The sequence below is a fragment of the Rhizobium beringeri genome, assembly GCF_004306515.1.
GTDB lineage: Bacteria > Pseudomonadota > Alphaproteobacteria > Rhizobiales > Rhizobiaceae > Rhizobium > Rhizobium beringeri.
Genome location: NZ_SILG01000001.1, coordinates 3569065 through 3585696 on the forward strand (window position 1 = coordinate 3569065; position 16632 = coordinate 3585696).

General features: G+C 62.7%; 15 protein-coding genes. 6 read left to right on the plus strand and 9 right to left on the minus strand.

Translation table 11 applies throughout. The features are described from left to right. Window positions 1–38: 38 nt before the first annotated feature. The 4 genes from ELH03_RS17910 to ELH03_RS17925 all read left to right on the plus strand — a co-directional run bounded on the left by ELH03_RS17910 (window position 39) and on the right by ELH03_RS17925 (window position 3386). Window positions 39–1031 carry a Bug family tripartite tricarboxylate transporter substrate binding protein gene (locus ELH03_RS17910; RefSeq protein WP_130766550.1) on the plus strand — a complete coding sequence of 331 codons (993 nt, stop codon included), beginning with the start codon at window positions 39–41 and terminating at the stop codon, window positions 1029–1031. 286 nt (window positions 1032–1317) lie between these two features. After that, window positions 1318–1506, plus strand: a complete 189-nt coding sequence (locus ELH03_RS17915; RefSeq protein WP_017968150.1) for a YegP family protein — start codon at window positions 1318–1320, stop codon at window positions 1504–1506. Window positions 1507–1774: 268 nt separating this feature from the next. After that, on the plus strand, window positions 1775–2113 hold the full coding sequence (locus ELH03_RS17920; protein ID WP_105007303.1) for a YciI family protein: 339 nt from the start codon (window positions 1775–1777) through the stop codon (window positions 2111–2113). Between the two features lie 7 nt (window positions 2114–2120). Next, window positions 2121–3386 (plus strand): RNA polymerase sigma factor, encoded by a 1266-nt coding sequence (locus tag ELH03_RS17925; RefSeq protein WP_130766551.1) that lies wholly within the window; start codon window positions 2121–2123, stop codon window positions 3384–3386. Window positions 3387–3470: 84 nt separating this feature from the next. On the opposite strand, the gene ELH03_RS17930 is transcribed toward ELH03_RS17925, so the two are convergent. From ELH03_RS17930 to ELH03_RS17940, 3 genes are all read right to left on the minus strand, one after another. Beyond that, a complete protein-coding gene (locus ELH03_RS17930) occupies window positions 3471–4502 on the minus strand; it encodes a peptidoglycan -binding protein (RefSeq protein ID WP_018481040.1) in 1032 nt (343 codons plus the stop codon). Between the two features lie 3 nt (window positions 4503–4505). Then, window positions 4506–5609, minus strand: coding sequence for a MotA/TolQ/ExbB proton channel family protein (locus ELH03_RS17935; RefSeq protein ID WP_130766552.1), 1104 nt, complete (start codon window positions 5607–5609; stop codon window positions 4506–4508). A 111-nt stretch (window positions 5610–5720) separates the two neighbouring features. After that, window positions 5721–6521, minus strand: a complete 801-nt coding sequence (locus tag ELH03_RS17940) for an inositol monophosphatase family protein (protein WP_128405633.1) — start codon at window positions 6519–6521, stop codon at window positions 5721–5723. A 218-nt stretch (window positions 6522–6739) separates the two neighbouring features. Between ELH03_RS17940 and ELH03_RS17945 the strand changes: the two genes are divergently transcribed. Further along, a complete protein-coding gene (locus tag ELH03_RS17945) occupies window positions 6740–7318 on the plus strand; it encodes a TetR/AcrR family transcriptional regulator (RefSeq protein ID WP_128412017.1) in 579 nt (192 codons plus the stop codon). Between the two features lie 74 nt (window positions 7319–7392). Further along, window positions 7393–8133 carry a 3-oxoacyl-ACP reductase family protein gene (locus ELH03_RS17950; RefSeq protein WP_130766553.1) on the plus strand — a complete coding sequence of 247 codons (741 nt, stop codon included), beginning with the start codon at window positions 7393–7395 and terminating at the stop codon, window positions 8131–8133. A gap of 82 nt (window positions 8134–8215) precedes the next feature. Here ELH03_RS17950 and ELH03_RS17955 read toward each other — a convergent pair whose 3' ends face one another. The 6 genes from ELH03_RS17955 to ELH03_RS17980 all read right to left on the minus strand — a co-directional run bounded on the left by ELH03_RS17955 (window position 8216) and on the right by ELH03_RS17980 (window position 16603). After that, the gene (locus ELH03_RS17955) at window positions 8216–9313 is read right to left on the minus strand and encodes a protein-glutamate methylesterase/protein-glutamine glutaminase (protein WP_130766554.1); all 1098 of its coding nucleotides are present in this window, start codon (window positions 9311–9313) and stop codon (window positions 8216–8218) included. Window positions 9314–9373: 60 nt separating this feature from the next. Then, window positions 9374–10231, minus strand: a complete 858-nt coding sequence (locus ELH03_RS17960) for a CheR family methyltransferase (protein WP_130766555.1) — start codon at window positions 10229–10231, stop codon at window positions 9374–9376. 29 nt (window positions 10232–10260) lie between these two features. Beyond that, window positions 10261–10743, minus strand: a complete 483-nt coding sequence (locus ELH03_RS17965; protein WP_018072866.1) for a chemotaxis protein CheW — start codon at window positions 10741–10743, stop codon at window positions 10261–10263. After that, complete coding sequence (locus tag ELH03_RS17970; RefSeq protein ID WP_128412020.1) at window positions 10740–12548, minus strand: methyl-accepting chemotaxis protein; 1809 nt, start codon at window positions 12546–12548, stop codon at window positions 10740–10742. Before ELH03_RS17970 ends, ELH03_RS17965 begins: the two co-directional genes overlap by 4 nt. A gap of 160 nt (window positions 12549–12708) precedes the next feature. Next, a complete protein-coding gene (locus ELH03_RS17975; protein ID WP_128412021.1) occupies window positions 12709–14631 on the minus strand; it encodes a HAMP domain-containing methyl-accepting chemotaxis protein in 1923 nt (640 codons plus the stop codon). A gap of 265 nt (window positions 14632–14896) precedes the next feature. Next, the gene (locus ELH03_RS17980; protein WP_130766556.1) at window positions 14897–16603 is read right to left on the minus strand and encodes a methyl-accepting chemotaxis protein; all 1707 of its coding nucleotides are present in this window, start codon (window positions 16601–16603) and stop codon (window positions 14897–14899) included. Window positions 16604–16632 lie beyond the last annotated feature (29 nt).

Sequence of the window (16632 nt, forward strand, 5' to 3'; positions counted from 1 at the left end):
GGGGATATTGCTGCTGAAATCCTTGGGAGGAGATAGGAATGGCGCTTTCCGATATAACGCGACGTACGGGCCTTGCGCTCGGTTTCGGTGTGCTTGCGGCCTTTGCCGTCGGTGCGTCTGCCGCTGCTGCGGATTTTCCCGATCGCGCGATCACCATGGTCGTGCCCTTTGCGGCCGGCGGCTCGACCGATGTCGTCGCCCGCATAGTCGCGCAGAAGATGTCGGAGGATCTCGGCCAGCAGGTGATCGTCCAGAACGTCGCCGGCGCCGGCGGCAATCTCGGCGCCGGTAACGTCGCCCGCGCCGAACCGGACGGTTACACCATCCTGATGGGCACGGTGGCGACCCACGCCCTCAATCCGCTGATTCTGAAATCGACCCCCTACGATCCCGAAAAGGATTTCGCGCCGATCTCGCTGCTCGTCGTCGTGCCGAACGTGCTGGTCGTCAATCCGGAATTGCCGGCAAAGACCGTGCAGGAGCTGATCGCCCTGCTGAAAGCCGAGCCCGACAAATACAGCTACGCCTCGTCGGGCAACGGCACGCCGCTACATCTTTCCGGAGAGCTCTTCAAGTCCATGGCCGGCGTCAGCATGCAGCACATTCCCTATAAGGGCGCCGGCCCGGCATTGAACGACGTCATCGGCAACCAGGTGCCGATCATGTTCGACAACCTGCCCTCGTCGTCGAGCCACATCAAGGCCGGCACCCTGCGGGCGCTGGCAGTGACCACGGCCGAGCGCGCGCCCTCCTTCCCCGACGTGCCGACCGTCGCCGAGTCAGGCATTCCAGGTTACGAGACCTATACCTGGAACGCGCTTTTCGCCCCTGCCAAGACGCCGAACGAGGCGGTGATGCGCCTCAACGCCTCGGCTAAAAAGGCGCTTGCCGATCCAGCCGTCGCTGAACGCATGAAGGAATTCAGCGCCACCATTGTCGGCTCGACGCCGGAGGAACTCGCCACCCATGTGAAGGCCGAGCTCGCCAAGTGGGGGCCGGTCGTCAAGGGCGCGAACATCCAGATGGAGTGATGCCGGAGCATGATGCCGAAAAGTGTGAGCGGTTTTCGGATGACATCATGCTCTACGCTTTAATTGAGAACAGGATTCAGATTTTAGGCCGACCCGGCCTGAAATCATCCTGTTCTCGAGGCATAGGCGCTGACGCCCTCATTCGCTTGCACCCAATGGAAACGGTGACAATTGGACGCTAAGCAACCCAATCCTGATTAAGGCAGTGGAAAAGCTCGCCATTTTGATCTAGCCTCCGCTAAGCTGATGGTTGCAATTCAGCGTTTTGGGATTTCGGGAGACATCTATGTATAAATTCGAAGTCTATAAGGATAAGGCCGGCGAGTTCCGCTTCCGCTTCAAGGCATCGAACGGGGAAGCTATGTTCTCGTCTGAGGGCTACAAGGCGAAGGCGTCCGCCATGAGTGCCATCGAATCCATCAAGAAGAACACGCCAAGCGCCGAGGTCGTCGACCAGACGAAGGCCGAGTCCTGAGCAGACCGGCAGCGGCGGCGTGATTGCCGCCCTGCCCTTTCGCACCCTTGAGCAGCGCCGGCGCCCTTGAGCCCGGCCCGCTTGCGATTTTGGGTGCCATTTTTCTTTTTCGTATATTTTTTTTGAAAGCCATGTCGAAACGACCGGTGGCCGCGCCTCATTGTTTCGGAACGGCCGCGCCGCTCCGCCGGGCTTTACGGTTTTCGGGATCTCGATCCCCGCTATCGGCATGCCCGGATCAACGCAACAACGAGATCAGGAGTTTTCCATGCAATATGCTCTCATCATTCGCGAAGCCGCCGAAGATTTCGCCCGCCGCGACGATCCCGCCTATCGCGACGGCTGGGTCGCCTACAGCAAGGCGCTTGCTCAGGCAGGGATCATGACCGGCGGCGCCGGGCTGACCGGCCCGGAAACCGGCACGATCGTGCGCCGCAAAGGCGAGGAACACGATGTTCAGGACGGCCCCTATCCGGAAGGCAAGGAACAGCTCGGCGGCTTCTATCTGATCGACGTCCCCGACATCGACACTGCGCTCGAATGGGCGACCCGCGTCCCGATCTCTGACAAGGGTTCGGTCGAGGTGCGCCCGCGCCTGCAGATGTGAGGCGGCAATGCCGCCCGATGCCGGACGCGCTGCCGAAAAGGTGGCGCGTCAGTCCTACGGCAAGCTGATCGCCTTCCTCGCCGCCCGCTCGCGCGACGTGCCGGCAGCAGAGGATGCATTGTCGGAAGCGCTGGCGTCGGCGCTTCGCGTCTGGCCGGAGCGCGGCATTCCCGGCAATCCGGAAGCCTGGCTGCTGGTGGCCGCGCGCCGCAACCTCATGCAGGCGGCTCGCCACCGCACCGTCGAGGCCAATGCGCAAACGACGATAGCGGTCGCCTTCGAGGAGGCGGAGGAACGCATGAACGAGGCCGGCAACGCCGTCTTTCCCGATGAGCGGCTGAAGCTGCTCTTCGCCTGCACCCATCCCGCCATCGACAACTCCGTGCATACGGCGCTGATGCTGCAGACCGTTCTCGGCATCGAGGCGAGAACCATCGCCCGATCGTTCGTCGTCTCACCGGAGGCGATGAGCCAGCGGCTGGTGCGGGCCAAGATGAAGATCCGCGATGCCGGCATTCCCTTCGCCGTCCCGCCTCGCCCCACCCTGCCAGAGCGGCTTGCGGCGGTGCTCTCGGCTATCTACGCCGCCTACGGTCTCGGCTGGGACGGTCTCGACGGAGAGAACGAACGCCCTTCACTTGCCGGCGAGGCGATCTGGCTCGGCCGCGCGCTTCTGGCGGTGCTGCCGGACGAACCGGAAGCGGTCGGGCTGCTCTCCTTGATGCTTCACTGCGAAGCCCGCCGCAGCGCCCGGCGCGACAGTAGCGGCCGATATGTGCCGCTGGACGAGCAGGATACGGCCGCGTGGAACGCGATCATGATTGCCGAGGCGGATGCACTGCTGCGCAAAGCCGGCGGCTTCGACCGTTTCGGCCCCTTCCAGTGTCAGGCGGCGATCCAGTCCGTGCATGCAGCGCGCCGGCTGTCGGGAACGACCGACTGGCAGGCGCTGACGACACTCTACGCGGCGCTGGTGATGATGAAGCCGACGCTGGGTGCGCGCGTCAGCCAGGCTGCGGTGATCGGCAGGGCCTCGAGCGCCGCTGCCGGGCTGGAGCAGCTCGACAAGCTCGATCCGCGCGACGCGGCAGCCTATCAGCCTTACTGGGCGGTGCGTGCCTATCTTCAGGCGCAGGCCGGCGACAATGCCGCCGCAGCCGACGCCTATATGACCGCGATGGGCCTCAGCGACAGCCCCGCCGTGCGCGATTTCCTCGCCGGCCGCCTGAAGGGCGCGCAGCAGGGAATGTCAGGCCACTGCATAGTTCCCTAAATCGGAATCGATTTAAGGAATTATGCAGCAATTCAAAGTGTTACAGCGTCCTTTGCGCGTCTCAAAAGACGCGCGGCGCTGTAATCATTTCTCGGTCAGCTTCAGCTCGATGCGGCGATTGGTAGAGCGCGCATCCGGCGTATCGCCTGGCGCGATCGGCTGGAACTCGCCGAAGCCGGCGGCAACCAGCCGGTCGGCCGGCACGCCCTGTGCGATCAGGAACTTGACGACCGAAATCGCGCGCGCCGAGGAGAGCTCCCAATTGTCGCGATAGCGACCCGTTCCGGCAAGCGGCACATTGTCGGTATGGCCATCGACCCGCAGCACCCAGTTGATCTCCGGCGGAATTTCCTTGGCAAGATCAAGAAGGGCGGCGGCAAGCTTTGCCATCTCGGTCTGCCCCTCCGGGTTGAGATCGGCACCGCCCGAAGGAAACAGCACCTCCGACTGGAAGACGAACCGGTCTCCGACGATGCGGATATTCTCGCGGTCCGAGAGGATCTCACGCAACCGGCCGAAGAAGTCGGAACGGTAGCGGTTCAACTCCTGCACGCGTGCGGCGAGCGCCACGTTGAGGCGGCTGCCGAGATCGGCGATCTTGGTCTGCGAGACCCGGTCTTTCTCCTCCGACGCCTGAAGGGCTGCTTCGACGGCGGCGATCTGGCTGCGAAGCGCTGATATCTGCTGGTTCAGCAGTTCGACCTGGCTGAGCGCCCGTTCGCTCACCTGCTTCTGCTCGTCGAGCTCCTGCGTCATCGAGCCGATCCGCTTCTGCGCCGCATCTTGGCCACCTGAACCGGCATTCAGCAGCGCCTGCAGCCGCGAACGGTCGCCCTCGGCACTGGCAAGCGAGGCCTGCAGATTGGCGACAGAATCCTGGAGATCCTGGTTGCTGCCCTTTTCGAGCGCGAGAAGTTGCGTCAGCTCGTTGATCTGGCTGTTCAGGCGATTGAGCACCTCATCGCGTCCGGTGATCTCGCGGCTGAGGATGAACTGCCCGACGACGAAGACCGTCAGCAGGAACATGATGGAGATGAGCAGCGTCGACAGCGCATCGACGAAGCCCGGCCAGTAATCCACCGTGCGTTCGCGGCGCCGGTTGCGGGCAAGAGCCATGGCTTACTTGCCCTCGCTCTTTTCTACCTGGCTGGCGCGGTCGCGCATGCGCTCGCCCCTCTCGCCTGCGCGCTCCTGCACGCCGATACGTTCGGCAAGCCGGTCGAGCGTGCGGCGCATTGCCTTCGCCTCGTCCTGCTGTGCCTCAATCCAGTCGCGCAGCATCTGCTGCTCGTTGCGCATGTTCTTGACGAGGCCCTGAATACCTTCGGCAAGGCTCGCCATGGCGGCGACGGAGCGCTGGCTGCCGGCGCCGCCCTCTTCGGAGACCTTGCGCAGATAATCGGAGAGCGCGCGCATGTCGTCCGAGGAAGCGCCGGAAACGGCCTCGAGAGCCGGGGCAAGATCGGAGCCGACATCCGTGACCGAGGAAAGCCAGTTTTCCAGCTCCATGTAGAAGCGGTTTTGCGCGCGACCGGCCTGCAGGTCGAGGAAGCCGAGAATGAGCGAACCGGAAAGGCCGAGCAGCGAGGAGGAGAAGGCCTGGCCCATGCCCGAAAGCGGCGTGGAAAGCCCTTCCTTCAGCGCCGAGAGCACGTCTCCGGTGCCGTTCGAGCCGGCATCAAGGGACTGAATGACAATGCTGATCGAACTGATCGTGCCGATGAGGCCCCAGAAGGTGCCGAGCAGGCCTAGGAAGACCAAGAGGCCGATCAGGTAGCGTGAAACATCGCGCGATTCGTCGAGGCGGGTGGCGATCGAATCGAGGATCGAACGCAGCGCCGTCGTCGACAGCGCCACTGAGGACTTGCGGCTGCCGAGCAGCGCCCGCATTGGCGCAAGCAGCCGCGGATTGCGGTTGACCTTGTCGACGCTGCCAGCGGCGCGGAACGAATTAAACCAGCGCACCTCGGGGCGAAGCGCCAGTACATGGTTGAAAACAAGGATGATTCCGACCCCGAGAACGCCGACGATTAGGCCGTTGAGGCCCGGATTGTGCATGAAGGCGGTTTGCGTCTGCCGGAAGAGGATGGCGGCGATAAAGCCGACGATGACGAGGAAAAGCAGCATCGTCCAGAGGAAGGGCATGGGACTCGAAAGCCTGTTGGCATAAGTGCCAGCCGTCTTTTCGGTGGAGCCGATCTCCGCCACATTCACATTTTCCATAGGGTCGCTGCCTCCGGAGTCATTGCTGGCGGAGACTAGAGCAACATTGTGCCGAATTGAAGTATGCCGGGGCGAAAACCGTGACTTTACAACAGCCAGATTTTCGTTCGGTCACTTGGCGGGAACCGGCCGCTTGACGACTTCGATCAGCGCCTTGTGGATGATCTCGTTGCCGGCGACGATCGCGCCGCTCTCCAGCATCGTTGCGCCACCGTCCCAGTCGGTGGCGAAACCGCCGGCTTCGCGGATGAGCAGGATGCCGGCAGCCATGTCCCACGGCGCAAGCTCCGCTTCCCAGAAACCGTCGAACCGCCCGGCAGCGACATAGGCAAGATCGAGCGTCGGCGAACCCAGACGGCGGATGCCCGCCACTTCGCCCATCACGTGGCGAAGCTCGACCAGGAACTTGCCGTGATTGCGCTTGCCGAGCGCCGGCACGCCGCAGCCGATGACGCAATCCGACAGTGCGCGGCGCGCAGCGACGCGCAGGCGTCGGTCATTGAGGAAGGCGCCGCCACCGCGCTCGGCGGTATAGAGCTCGTCGGTTGCCGGATTGAAGACGACGGCGGCAACGATCTCGCCGTTGCGTTCGAGCGCGATCGAGACAGCAAAGGCCGGGATGCCGTGCAGGAAGTTCGTCGTGCCGTCGAGCGGGTCGACGATCCAGCGATGCGCGCCGTCCGTACCCTTGATTTCCTCGCTTTCCTCACCGAGGAAGCCATAGGTCGGACGCGCCTTGAGCAGCTCTTCCTTGACGATCTTTTCGGCCTTGCGATCGGCGGTGGAAACGAAGTCGCCCGGTCCTTTTACGGAAACCTGCAGGTTCTGCACTTCGCCGAAATCACGCCCCAGCGATTTTCCTGCCTTGAGGGCAGCCTGAACCATGACATTGAGAAGAGCTGAACGGGCCATCGGCGCATTTTTCCTTGGGACTGATACGAGGCGCGCGCGCTGCCAGGGCCGGGAAGTGTCCCTGAACATGCATGACAGGCAGCGCTGCGAAGATTGGCGGCCTCAAGACCACAAAATCAGGGAAATTTCAAGGGGAGGCACGCATGGCTGCCCTGCGGTGCCGGAAACCATTAATTTTATTCTGGACAGATCAGTCCAATAAGAGTAGAAGCCTAGTCATGGCACGACACAAGGAATTCGATCGCGACATCGCCCTTCATGCCGCCATCGGCGTATTTTCCGAGCACGGCTATGAGGGCACTTCGACCGAGGAATTGCTGACGGCGATGAAGATCAGCCGGCAAAGCATGTACGATACCTTCGGCGACAAGCGCGGCCTCTATCTGGAAGCGCTGAAGCGCTACAATGTGGAGAGCATCGACAAGATCATCGCTGATCTTCGCCGCGAAGACCGGCCGATCGAGGCTCTGGAAGGCGCTCTCGTCGCCTTCGCCTCGCGTCCCGCTGCCGAGGCCCGGCGCTGCTGCCTCGGTGTCAGCGCCATCTGTGAATTCGGCCGCACCGATGCCGAGATCGCAGCCCTTGCCGACAGCGCCGGCCACGCGCTTCACGCGGCGATTGAGAGCCTTCTCGCTGAGGCTCGCAGGACCGGAGAACTCGCAACAGATATCGATATCACCGACGCCATCCCGTTTCTCGGCGCTGCTTTGTCGGGCATGAAAGTTAGCGCCCGAAACGGCGCCCCACCCGAGACGCTCCGCGGTATCGCACGCATGGCAATCAGAAGCCTCCGCTGACGAAGGGATAATTCCGAACCGGCCTTTCCATGGACAATTATAGACTGATCAATCCAAAAACAAAGGAAGCATAAATGTCTCAAACCCTTTCCACCAAGATCGCCCTCGTCACCGGCGGCTCGCGCGGCATCGGTGCCGCCATCGTCCGAAGGCTCGCCGCTGACGGCGCCGCCGTCGCCTTCACCTATTCCAGCTCGGAGCACAAGGCGAAGGCGATCGTCGCTGAGCTGGAGGCTGCCGGCGGTAGGGCGCTGGCAATCCGGGCCGACAGCGCCGATGCGAGGGCCGTACAGGATGCCGTCGCGTTGACAGCCGGGCATTTTGGCGGTCTCGACATTCTCGTCAGCAATGCCGGCATTCTCATCCTCAACCCGCTCGACGACTATTCGCTCGAAGATTTCGATCGGATGTTCGCCATTAATGTCCGCGCTGTCTTCGTCGGCATCCAGGCAGCGGCAAGACATATGAAGGAAGGCGGCCGCGTCATCACCATCGGCAGCGTCACCGCCGATCGCAGCGGCTTTCCGACCTCCGCGGTCTATAGTATGACGAATGGCGCGATCGCCTCGATGACCCGCGGCCTCGCCCGCGATCTCGGCCCACGCGGCATCACCGTCAACAACATCCAGCCCGGCCCGACGGCGACCGACATGAACCCCAATGAAGACGATCATGAGCGCCTCAAGCCGCTGATGGCGCTTGGCCGCTTGGGTGAGGACCGCGAGATTGCCGGCCTCGCCGCCTATCTCGCCAGTGCCGAGGCCGCTTTCGTCACCGGCGCCAGCCTGACGATCGACGGCGGTTACCTCGCCTGAATAGAGAGCCTGCAGGGCTACAACCAAAAACCGGCGGCATCCTGCGATACCGCCGGCTTCGGTCTGGCTGTTTAAAGAGGTCCTAGAACTTCTGTTGCGTCATCAGCACTTCACGAGCGATCTGATCGAGCGGCAGGATCCGGTCGACGCCGCCTTTGGCGATCGCCTCCTTCGGCATGCCGAAAACAACGGAACTCGCCTCGTCCTGCGCCACCGTGTAGGCGCCGGCCTCGTGCATTTCCAGCATGCCGCGCGCACCGTCGTCGCCCATGCCGGTCATGATGATGCCCATGGCGTTCGAGCCGGCCGAGCGCGCCGCCGAGCGGAAGAGCACGTCGACGGAAGGCCGGTGTCGCGACACCATCGGCCCGGTCTTCACGCTCACATAGTAGCGCGCACCCTGGCGCTCGAGCAGCATGTGCTTGTCGCCTGGCGCGATCAGCACATGGCCGCGCAGCACCGGATCGCCATCGACGGCTTCCTTGACCTCGACCTCGCAGAGCCCGTTCAGCCGCTTGGCGAAGGCGGCGGTGAATTTCTCAGGCATATGCTGGACGATCACCATGCCAGGCGCATTGGCCGGCAGCTCCTCCAGGAACTCGCGCAGTGCTTCGGTGCCGCCGGTGGAGGCGCCGACGCACACGACCATCTCCGTCGTCTTCGCCATGGCTCGCCCCGTCGGTGGCGGCAGCATCACATCCGCCGTCAGTTTCTTGGCCGGCCCCTCCGCTGAAGCGGAACGGATGGTTCCGGCGGCGCGGCGGACATTGGAAAGCCGTGCATGCGAGGCGCTTTTGACGACTTCGCGAATACGCATCGCATCGTCGGCAAGGCTGTCGGCGGCCCCGATCTTCGATTTCAGAATGACGTCGACGGCACCGGCCTCCAGCGCCTGGATCAGGGTCTCCGAACCCGCTTCCGTCAGCGACGAGCACATCACGACAGGGATCGGCCGCTGCGCCATCAGCTTGCGCAGGAAGGTAATGCCATCCATGCGCGGCATCTCCACGTCGAGCGTGATGACATCGGGGATCTCCTCCTGCAGCTTCCGCGCCGCCATGAAGGGGTCGGATGCGACCGCCATGATCTCGATATCGGGATCCTGCTCCAGCACATGGGTCAGCGTCTGGCGGACGCTGGCGGAATCGTCGATGATGAGAACGCGGATTTTCTTAGCCATGAATGCCTCTAATGCATGCCGTCCAGAAGCGCGCAGCGGTTTTGGGATGACGCGATGCGCTTAGATACGCTGAAACACCGTATTCGAGACCTGCTTCAACGGCAGATCGAAGCCGGTGATCGATTCAGAATGGCCGATGAACATGTAGCCGCCCTTCGCCAGGCAGTCGCAGAGGCGGTTGAGCACGCCGGCCTGAGTCTGCTTGTCGAAGTAGATTAGCACGTTGCGGCAGAAGATGACGTGCATCGCCTCGCCGATCTGGTATTTTTCGTCCATCAGATTCATACGGGCAAAACCAATCTTGCTGCGCAGTTTCGGCGTGATGCGCACCTCCCGCCGATCCGGCTGCTTGGCCGTCAGCACGTATTTGCGCTGTAGATCGCGCGGCACGGGCGCGATGAGGTCTTCCGGGTAGATGCCCCGGCGCGCCGTCTGCAGCACGTCGGTGGAAAGGTCGGTGGCCAGAACGCTGTAGGAGACGTCGTTGCGGCCTTCGGTGAATTCAGCCAGCACCATCGCCATCGTGTAGGGTTCCGCCCCCGTCGAGCAGGCCGAACTCCAGGTGCGGATCGTCCGCACGCCGCTGCTGGCGATCGCCGGCAGCGCTACCGTCTGCAGATAGTCGAAATGCTTGGCTTCGCGGAAGAAGTCGGTCTTATTCGTCGTCACCACGTCGATCAGGTAGACGGTTTCTTGGTCGAGCCCGTCGTGATTGAACAGGAAGTCGCAATAATCGTCGAAGGTCGCATGGTTGGTTGCGCGCAGGCGGCGCCTCAGCCGCCCTTCGAGCATCGTCAGCTTGGTCGGCGGCATCTTGATGCCACTGTAATCGTAGATGAACCGGGCAAGCTTGTCGAAATTGCGCTTGCTGATCCGGTCGCCCGGCAATTGGGTTTCCACCGCTGCTGCCATACTCATAGAACGCAGTACTCCGAGTTGATTCGCGGTCAGGCTGCCGATTGCAGTGCCGAGGCGTCCTCGCGCGACAGCAATCGTGCAAGATCGATGATGACGACGAAGCCGTTTTCACGGCGAACGACGCCGGCGATATAGTCCGAGCGCCAGCGCACGCCGATGTCAGGCGCCGCCTCGATCTGCTCGCGCCGGAACGGCGTGACCTCGAAGACGCGGTCGGCGACGAGGCCAAGCGTCAGCAGCCGGCTTTCCATCGGCACGTCGAGGACGAGCACGCGTGTATGCGGCGTCGGCACCGTCTTCGTCATGCCGAGCTTCAATCGAAGATCGATCGTCGGCACGCCCTGCCCGCGCACGTCGCGCAGGCCGAGCAGATAGTCGGGACCATTCGGAATCTTGAAAGCTTCCGCATAGTCGAGAATTTCCCGTACCACTTCAACCGGCACGGCGAAAATCTCCTCGCCGAGGCTGAAGGTCACGAATTGCGCTTCCAGAGATGTCGTGGCCATGATCATGCGCTTTCCTTGAATTCGGCGTCCCCATCGTCGGGACCGCCCATGGAGAGATCGAGAGCGAAGCCTTTTACCCGCGCCTGCTGGCCGGCAACACTGTTGGCAGCCGGCTTCCTGGTGCTGGGCTTGCGACCGGCGGCCGGCGCCGGGCTGCGGACCGTGACCTTGGCGGCCGGCGTGCGGGACTGGCGATTGCTTGCTGTATCGAGCTTGAAGAAGGCAATCGAAGCCTGCAGCTCTTCCGCTTGGGTCGCGAGCTCTTCCGAGGTCGCCGACATCTGCTCGGAGGCACCGGCATTCTGCTGCGTCACCTTGTCGAGCTGCTGGATCGCTTCGTTGATCTGCGAAGCACCGACATCCTGTTCGCGGCATGCGGCGCTGATCTCGGAGACCAATTCCGCCGTCTTGCGGATATCGGGCACCAGCCGGCCGAGCATGTCGCCGGCTTCCTGAGCGGCCTTGACCGTATCGCCGGACATAGAGCTGATTTCGGCAGCGGCCGACTGGCTGCGTTCGGCAAGCTTGCGCACTTCCGAGGCGACGACCGCAAACCCCTTGCCGTGTTCGCCGGCGCGCGCCGCTTCGACGGCGGCGTTGAGGGCGAGAAGGTCGGTCTGGCGGGCGATTTCCTGGACGATACCGATCTTCTCGGCAATGGTCCGCATCGCCTGTACGGCGCGCGTCACCGCATCACCGCTCATCTCCGCATCCTTGGCCGACTGACGGGCGATCTTCTCGGTCTGGGCGGCGTTATCGGCATTCTGCTTGATGTTGGCGGCCATCTCCTCCATCGAGGCGGAAGCCTCTTCGGCCGAAGCCGCCTGTTCGGTGGCGCCCTGCGACACCTGCTCGGAACTCGAGGACAGCTCCTGGCTGCCGGCCGAGACATTTTCTGCGGCAGCAGCAGCATCGGAGACGACGCCACGCAGGCGCTCGACCATCTGTTCGAGCGCGAGGCCCAGCGTATCCTTGTCGGAGAGCGGCTTCGGAGACACCGTCAGGTCGCCGTTCGCGATCTGGTTGGCGATACCAGCGGTGCTGCGAAGGTTATCCGTCATGACGTTGATCGTGTTGACCAGATCCTTGATCTCGTCGTTGCTGTTGATCTCGACCTTCTGGTTCAGGTCACCGATGGCGACGGCGCTGGCAACGTTCATGATCTTGCGCAGGCCGCTGTTGACGCCGAGCGCGATCCACAGTGCAGCGGCGAACGCGATGACGGAAGCCCCGATAGCGATACCGATCAGCATGTTCTTCGTCGAACTATAAAGAACGTCTGTGTCGTTATCGGCTTGCGTCATCGACTTCTGCTGAAGCGTGACGAGCGTCTCGAAAACATCTTCGAGTTCCATGACGAGAGCGCGAACCTCTCCCGAGGAAAGCGCCGCTGCCGCTGCCCTGTCGCCGCTTTCCTGGATGGAAGCGACTTTGTTGGAGCCCTCACTGAAACGTTTGGCCAACTCGACCAGCCTGTCCCAGGTGGGCTTGCCCTCGGCAGTTGCGAGCTGTTGGCCGCCTGTGGCGAAGACCACCATTTCATCCAGGCTCTTCGCCGAGTTCTGGTAGTCCTTCCTGGCCACTTCGGGATCCATTTCCAGAAGGGCATTCTTCTGCCAGCGAACGGCATTAAGCTCCGCAGTCTTTGCCTCCAGAGCCAGTTCCAGCCTCTTTGCCGGACCCGAAATAAGGTTGCCGACAGCATCGTTCAGGGAACTGAGGCTGATGATTCCATAGACCGCGCTGCCCACCAGCAACAATATGACAAAGCCGAATGCGGCTGCGAGCTTAAGTTTAATCGTAATACGCATCTCAATACACCTCTCCGAGAGCGAAGCAATAAATGTGGACTAGGGGGCGCGGCATCATGCAGCAAAGAAATTCCGGTAGGCGAAGCGTGCGTCGCGGGCCATGCTGGCTGGCCCACGATATTGCGAACGGGAGCGGTTATGCGCTCTCCCCAGGGGAGCGCTATGCGCTCTCCCTAAACTCGTCATCGGCCGTGTCGGGACCGCCCATCGACAGGTCGAGGGCAAACCCTCTCACGCGAGCCTGCTGACCGGCGATCGTATTGGCGGGCGCCTTGCTGACCGGTTTGCGCGGGGCCGCCGGAGCCCGGCTGCGGACGGCGAGTTTTGCGGCCGGCGCGCGATCGCGGCGCCCGCCCGCCATATCGACCTTGAAGAAGGCGATCGACGTCTGCAGTTCTTCGGCCTGGGAGGCAAGTTCCTCGGAAGTTGCCGACATCTGCTCGGAGGCGCCGGCATTCTGCTGCGTCACCTTGTCGAGCTGCTGGATCGCCTCGTTGATCTGGGCAGCACCGATATCCTGTTCGCGGCAGGCGGCGCTGATCTCGGAGACCAGTTCCGCCGTCTTGCGAATGTCGGGCACCAGCCGGCCGAGCATGTCGCCCGCATCCTGGGCGGCCGTCACGGTATCGCTCGACATCGCGCTGATCTCGGCAGCAGCCGACTGGCTGCGTTCGGCAAGCTTGCGCACTTCCGAGGCGACGACCGCAAAACCCTTGCCGTGTTCGCCGGCGCGCGCCGCTTCGACGGCGGCGTTGAGGGCGAGAAGGTCGGTCTGGCGGGCGATTTCCTGGACGATACCGATCTTCTGGGCGATCGTGCGCATGGCTTCGACAGCGCGGGAAACCGCCTCGCCGCTGGCTTCCGCATCCTTGGCCGACTGGCGGGCGATCTTTTCGGTCTGGGCCGCGTTGTCGGCGTTCTGCTTGATGTTGGAGGCCATCTCCTCCATCGAGGCGGAAGCCTCTTCGGCGGAAGCCGCCTGTTCCGTGGCGCCCTGCGACACCTGCTCCGAGCTTGCCGAAAGTTCCTGGCTGCCGGAGGAGACGTTCTCCGCGGCCGAGATCGCGTCAGCGACGACGCCGCGCAGGCGCTCGACCATCTGTTCGAGCGCGAGGCCCAGCGCATCCTTGTCGGAGAGTGGCTTCGGAGACACCGTCAGGTCGCCGTTTGCGATCTGATCGGCGATCCCGGCGGTGGTCCGCAGGTTGGAGATCATGCTCTGCATCGCGATGCCGAGCACATCCTTATCCGAGAGCGGCTTGGCATCGGTGCTGAGGTCGCCCATGGCAATCTGATCGGCAAGGGCTGCCGTGGCGCGCAGATTGGCAGTCATCGTATTGACCGTGTTGATGAGATCCTTGATCTCGTCATTGGTCTTCACGTCGACCGTCTGGTTAAGGTCACCGATTGCGACGGCATTTGCGACGGTTGTGATCTTCCTCAGGCCGTTGTTAATACCGAGCGTGATCCACAGTGCAGCACCGAGCGCCACAAGCACGGCGATGCCGGAAGCAGTACTGAGGATCAGCTTGGTCGAGTTATAAAGATCGGTGTTCGACTGATCGGTCGCCTTCATGCCCTTGCGCTGGATCTCGATGAGTGCGGCAATCGCGTCACCCATGTCGTTGGTCATCGTGCGCAGGTCGCCGAGCGACAGCGCCAATGCGCCGGCTTGATCGCCCCTGGCGTCAAGCTGCTGCAACTCGGCGGATCTGTCGCGGAATTTCGCGCCGATCGTCTGCAGCTTTTCCCAATAGGGTTTGCCTTCCGGCGATGCGATGGCGTGGCCGGCATCGACGGCGTCAAACATGGCCTGCAAGTTCTGGTCGGCCTCCTTGTAGAAACCGGCAGCGGTGTCGGGATCCGTGGAAAGCAGTGCGTTCTTCTGAGCGCGGATGGCGTTGACTTCGGCGACATTGGCGGTCAGTGCCAGTTCCAGGCGGCGCATCGGGCCGTCGATCATCTTGCCGCTGGCGTCGTTCAAGGTGCCGAGGCTCATGCTTCCGTAGATGGCGATGCCGATCAGCAGCAACGTCATGATGCCGAAGGCAAGCCCCAGCTTGAGTTTAATAGTGAAACGCATGTGGTATCCCCTCTATGCGGTCAAAACGAATGGATAGAAACGCGTCCCATCGGCGGGACGTCGAGCTTGAAAGTGATGTGTCTGAAAAGGGGGAAAGCGACTACATTCACTTCCCGGCAGCCGGACATCTATCGATCGCAGCGCCAACGCCTACATGCGTTGGGGGATATTCCCGTCTCGGGCCGCCGGAGCAGCCCGAGGGATCAGTTTGAGGCGAAGGCGCATAAGCGCTTTCCCCGGGACAGCTAGCCTCTCCCAGGAGCGCTTATGCGCTCTCCCTGAAATCGTCGTCGCTGGCGTCCGGACCACCCATCGACATATCGAGAGCAAAGCCCTTGAGACGCTGCTGCTGAGCCGAAATCGTCTGGCCGCGGCCTTGGCTATGGGCCTGCGGGGCAGCCTTGCGGACAGCGGCCGGGGCCTTCACCTTGGCCGAAGCTTTTGGCTGCGCTTTGTGGGCGCCGGGCCGTGCACTGCCTGCCGTATCGACCTTGAAGAAGGCGATCGAGGTCTGCAGTTCCTCCGCCTGGGAAGCGAGTTCCTCGGAGGTTGCCGACATCTGCTCGGAAGCACCGGCATTCTGCTGCGTCACCTTGTCGAGTTGCTGGATCGCTTCATTGATCTGCGAGGCGCCGATATCCTGTTCGCGGCAGGCGGCACTGATCTCGGAGACCAGTTCCGCCGTCTTGCGAATGTCGGGCACCAGCCGGCCGAGCATGTCGCCCGCATCCTGGGCGGCCGTCACGGTATCGCTCGACATCGCGCTGATCTCGGCAGCAGCCGACTGGCTGCGTTCGGCAAGCTTGCGCACTTCCGAGGCGACGACCGCAAAACCCTTGCCGTGTTCGCCGGCGCGCGCCGCTTCGACGGCGGCGTTGAGGGCGAGAAGGTCGGTCTGGCGGGCGATTTCCTGGACGATACCGATCTTCTGGGCGATCGTGCGCATGGCGTCGACGGCGCGCGTCACCGCTTCACCGCTGGCTTCAGCATCCTTGGCCGACTGGCGGGCGATCTTCTCGGTCTGGGCCGCGTTGTCGGCGTTCTGCTTGATGTTGGCGGCCATCTCCTCCATCGAGGCGGAAGCCTCTTCGGCCGAAGCCGCCTGTTCCGTGGCGCCCTGCGACACCTGCTCCGAGCTTGCCGAAAGTTCCTGGCTGCCGGAAGAGACGTTTTCGGCGGCCGACAGTGCGTCGGCGACGACGCCGCGCAGGCGTTCGATCATCGTGTTGACGTTGCCCAGAAGTTCGCCGATTTCGTCATGGCTGGTGATATCGGCCATCTTTGTCAGATCGCCTTCCGACACTTCCCGAACCACGGTGTTGGCACGGCTGAGGCCCTTGCTGATCGTGCTGGCGATCCAGAAGGCGGTAAAGGCAGCAATCAGCAGGGCTACCGCGGCGACCGCAACCATCATTGTCCGTGTCGTCGTGTACTGCGCTTCGGCGCCGTCGTCAGCAGCCTTCATGCGCTGCTTTTCAAGTGCCAGGATCTCACTGAGCGTCGAGTCGATGTCGTTGGCAGCGGCCCGCGCCGTCGTGACGGAGATGGTATTTGCGCCTTCGGAATTGCCGGCCTTCACATATTCGCGGATCTGATCGTCGGCTCCATTGAAGGTTTTGGACAGTTCGGCGATGCGCGCCCAGCGCGCCTTGCCTTCTTCCGTTGCCAGCGCCAGCACCTGGCTGAAGGCGTCGGCGAATTCCTTGCGGGCCTGATTGCCCTTGGCGATTGCCCCGGCCGTCTCGTCTGCGCTGCGGGCGGTGAGCAGGTTCTTCTGCTGGCGGATCGCCTCGAGCTGAGCGATGTTGATCTGCTGCGCGAAATCCAGGCGGGCTGCCGGGCCGGCGAGAAGCTTATCGATCGTGTCGTTCAGCGATCCAAGGCTGAAGACACCGTAAGCGGCGGTGCCCACGAGCATTACAATGATGAAGGTGAACGCGGTCACCAGTTTCGTCTTGATTGTCAGTCGCATGGTCCCCAAACCCCTCGTTGAATTCATCC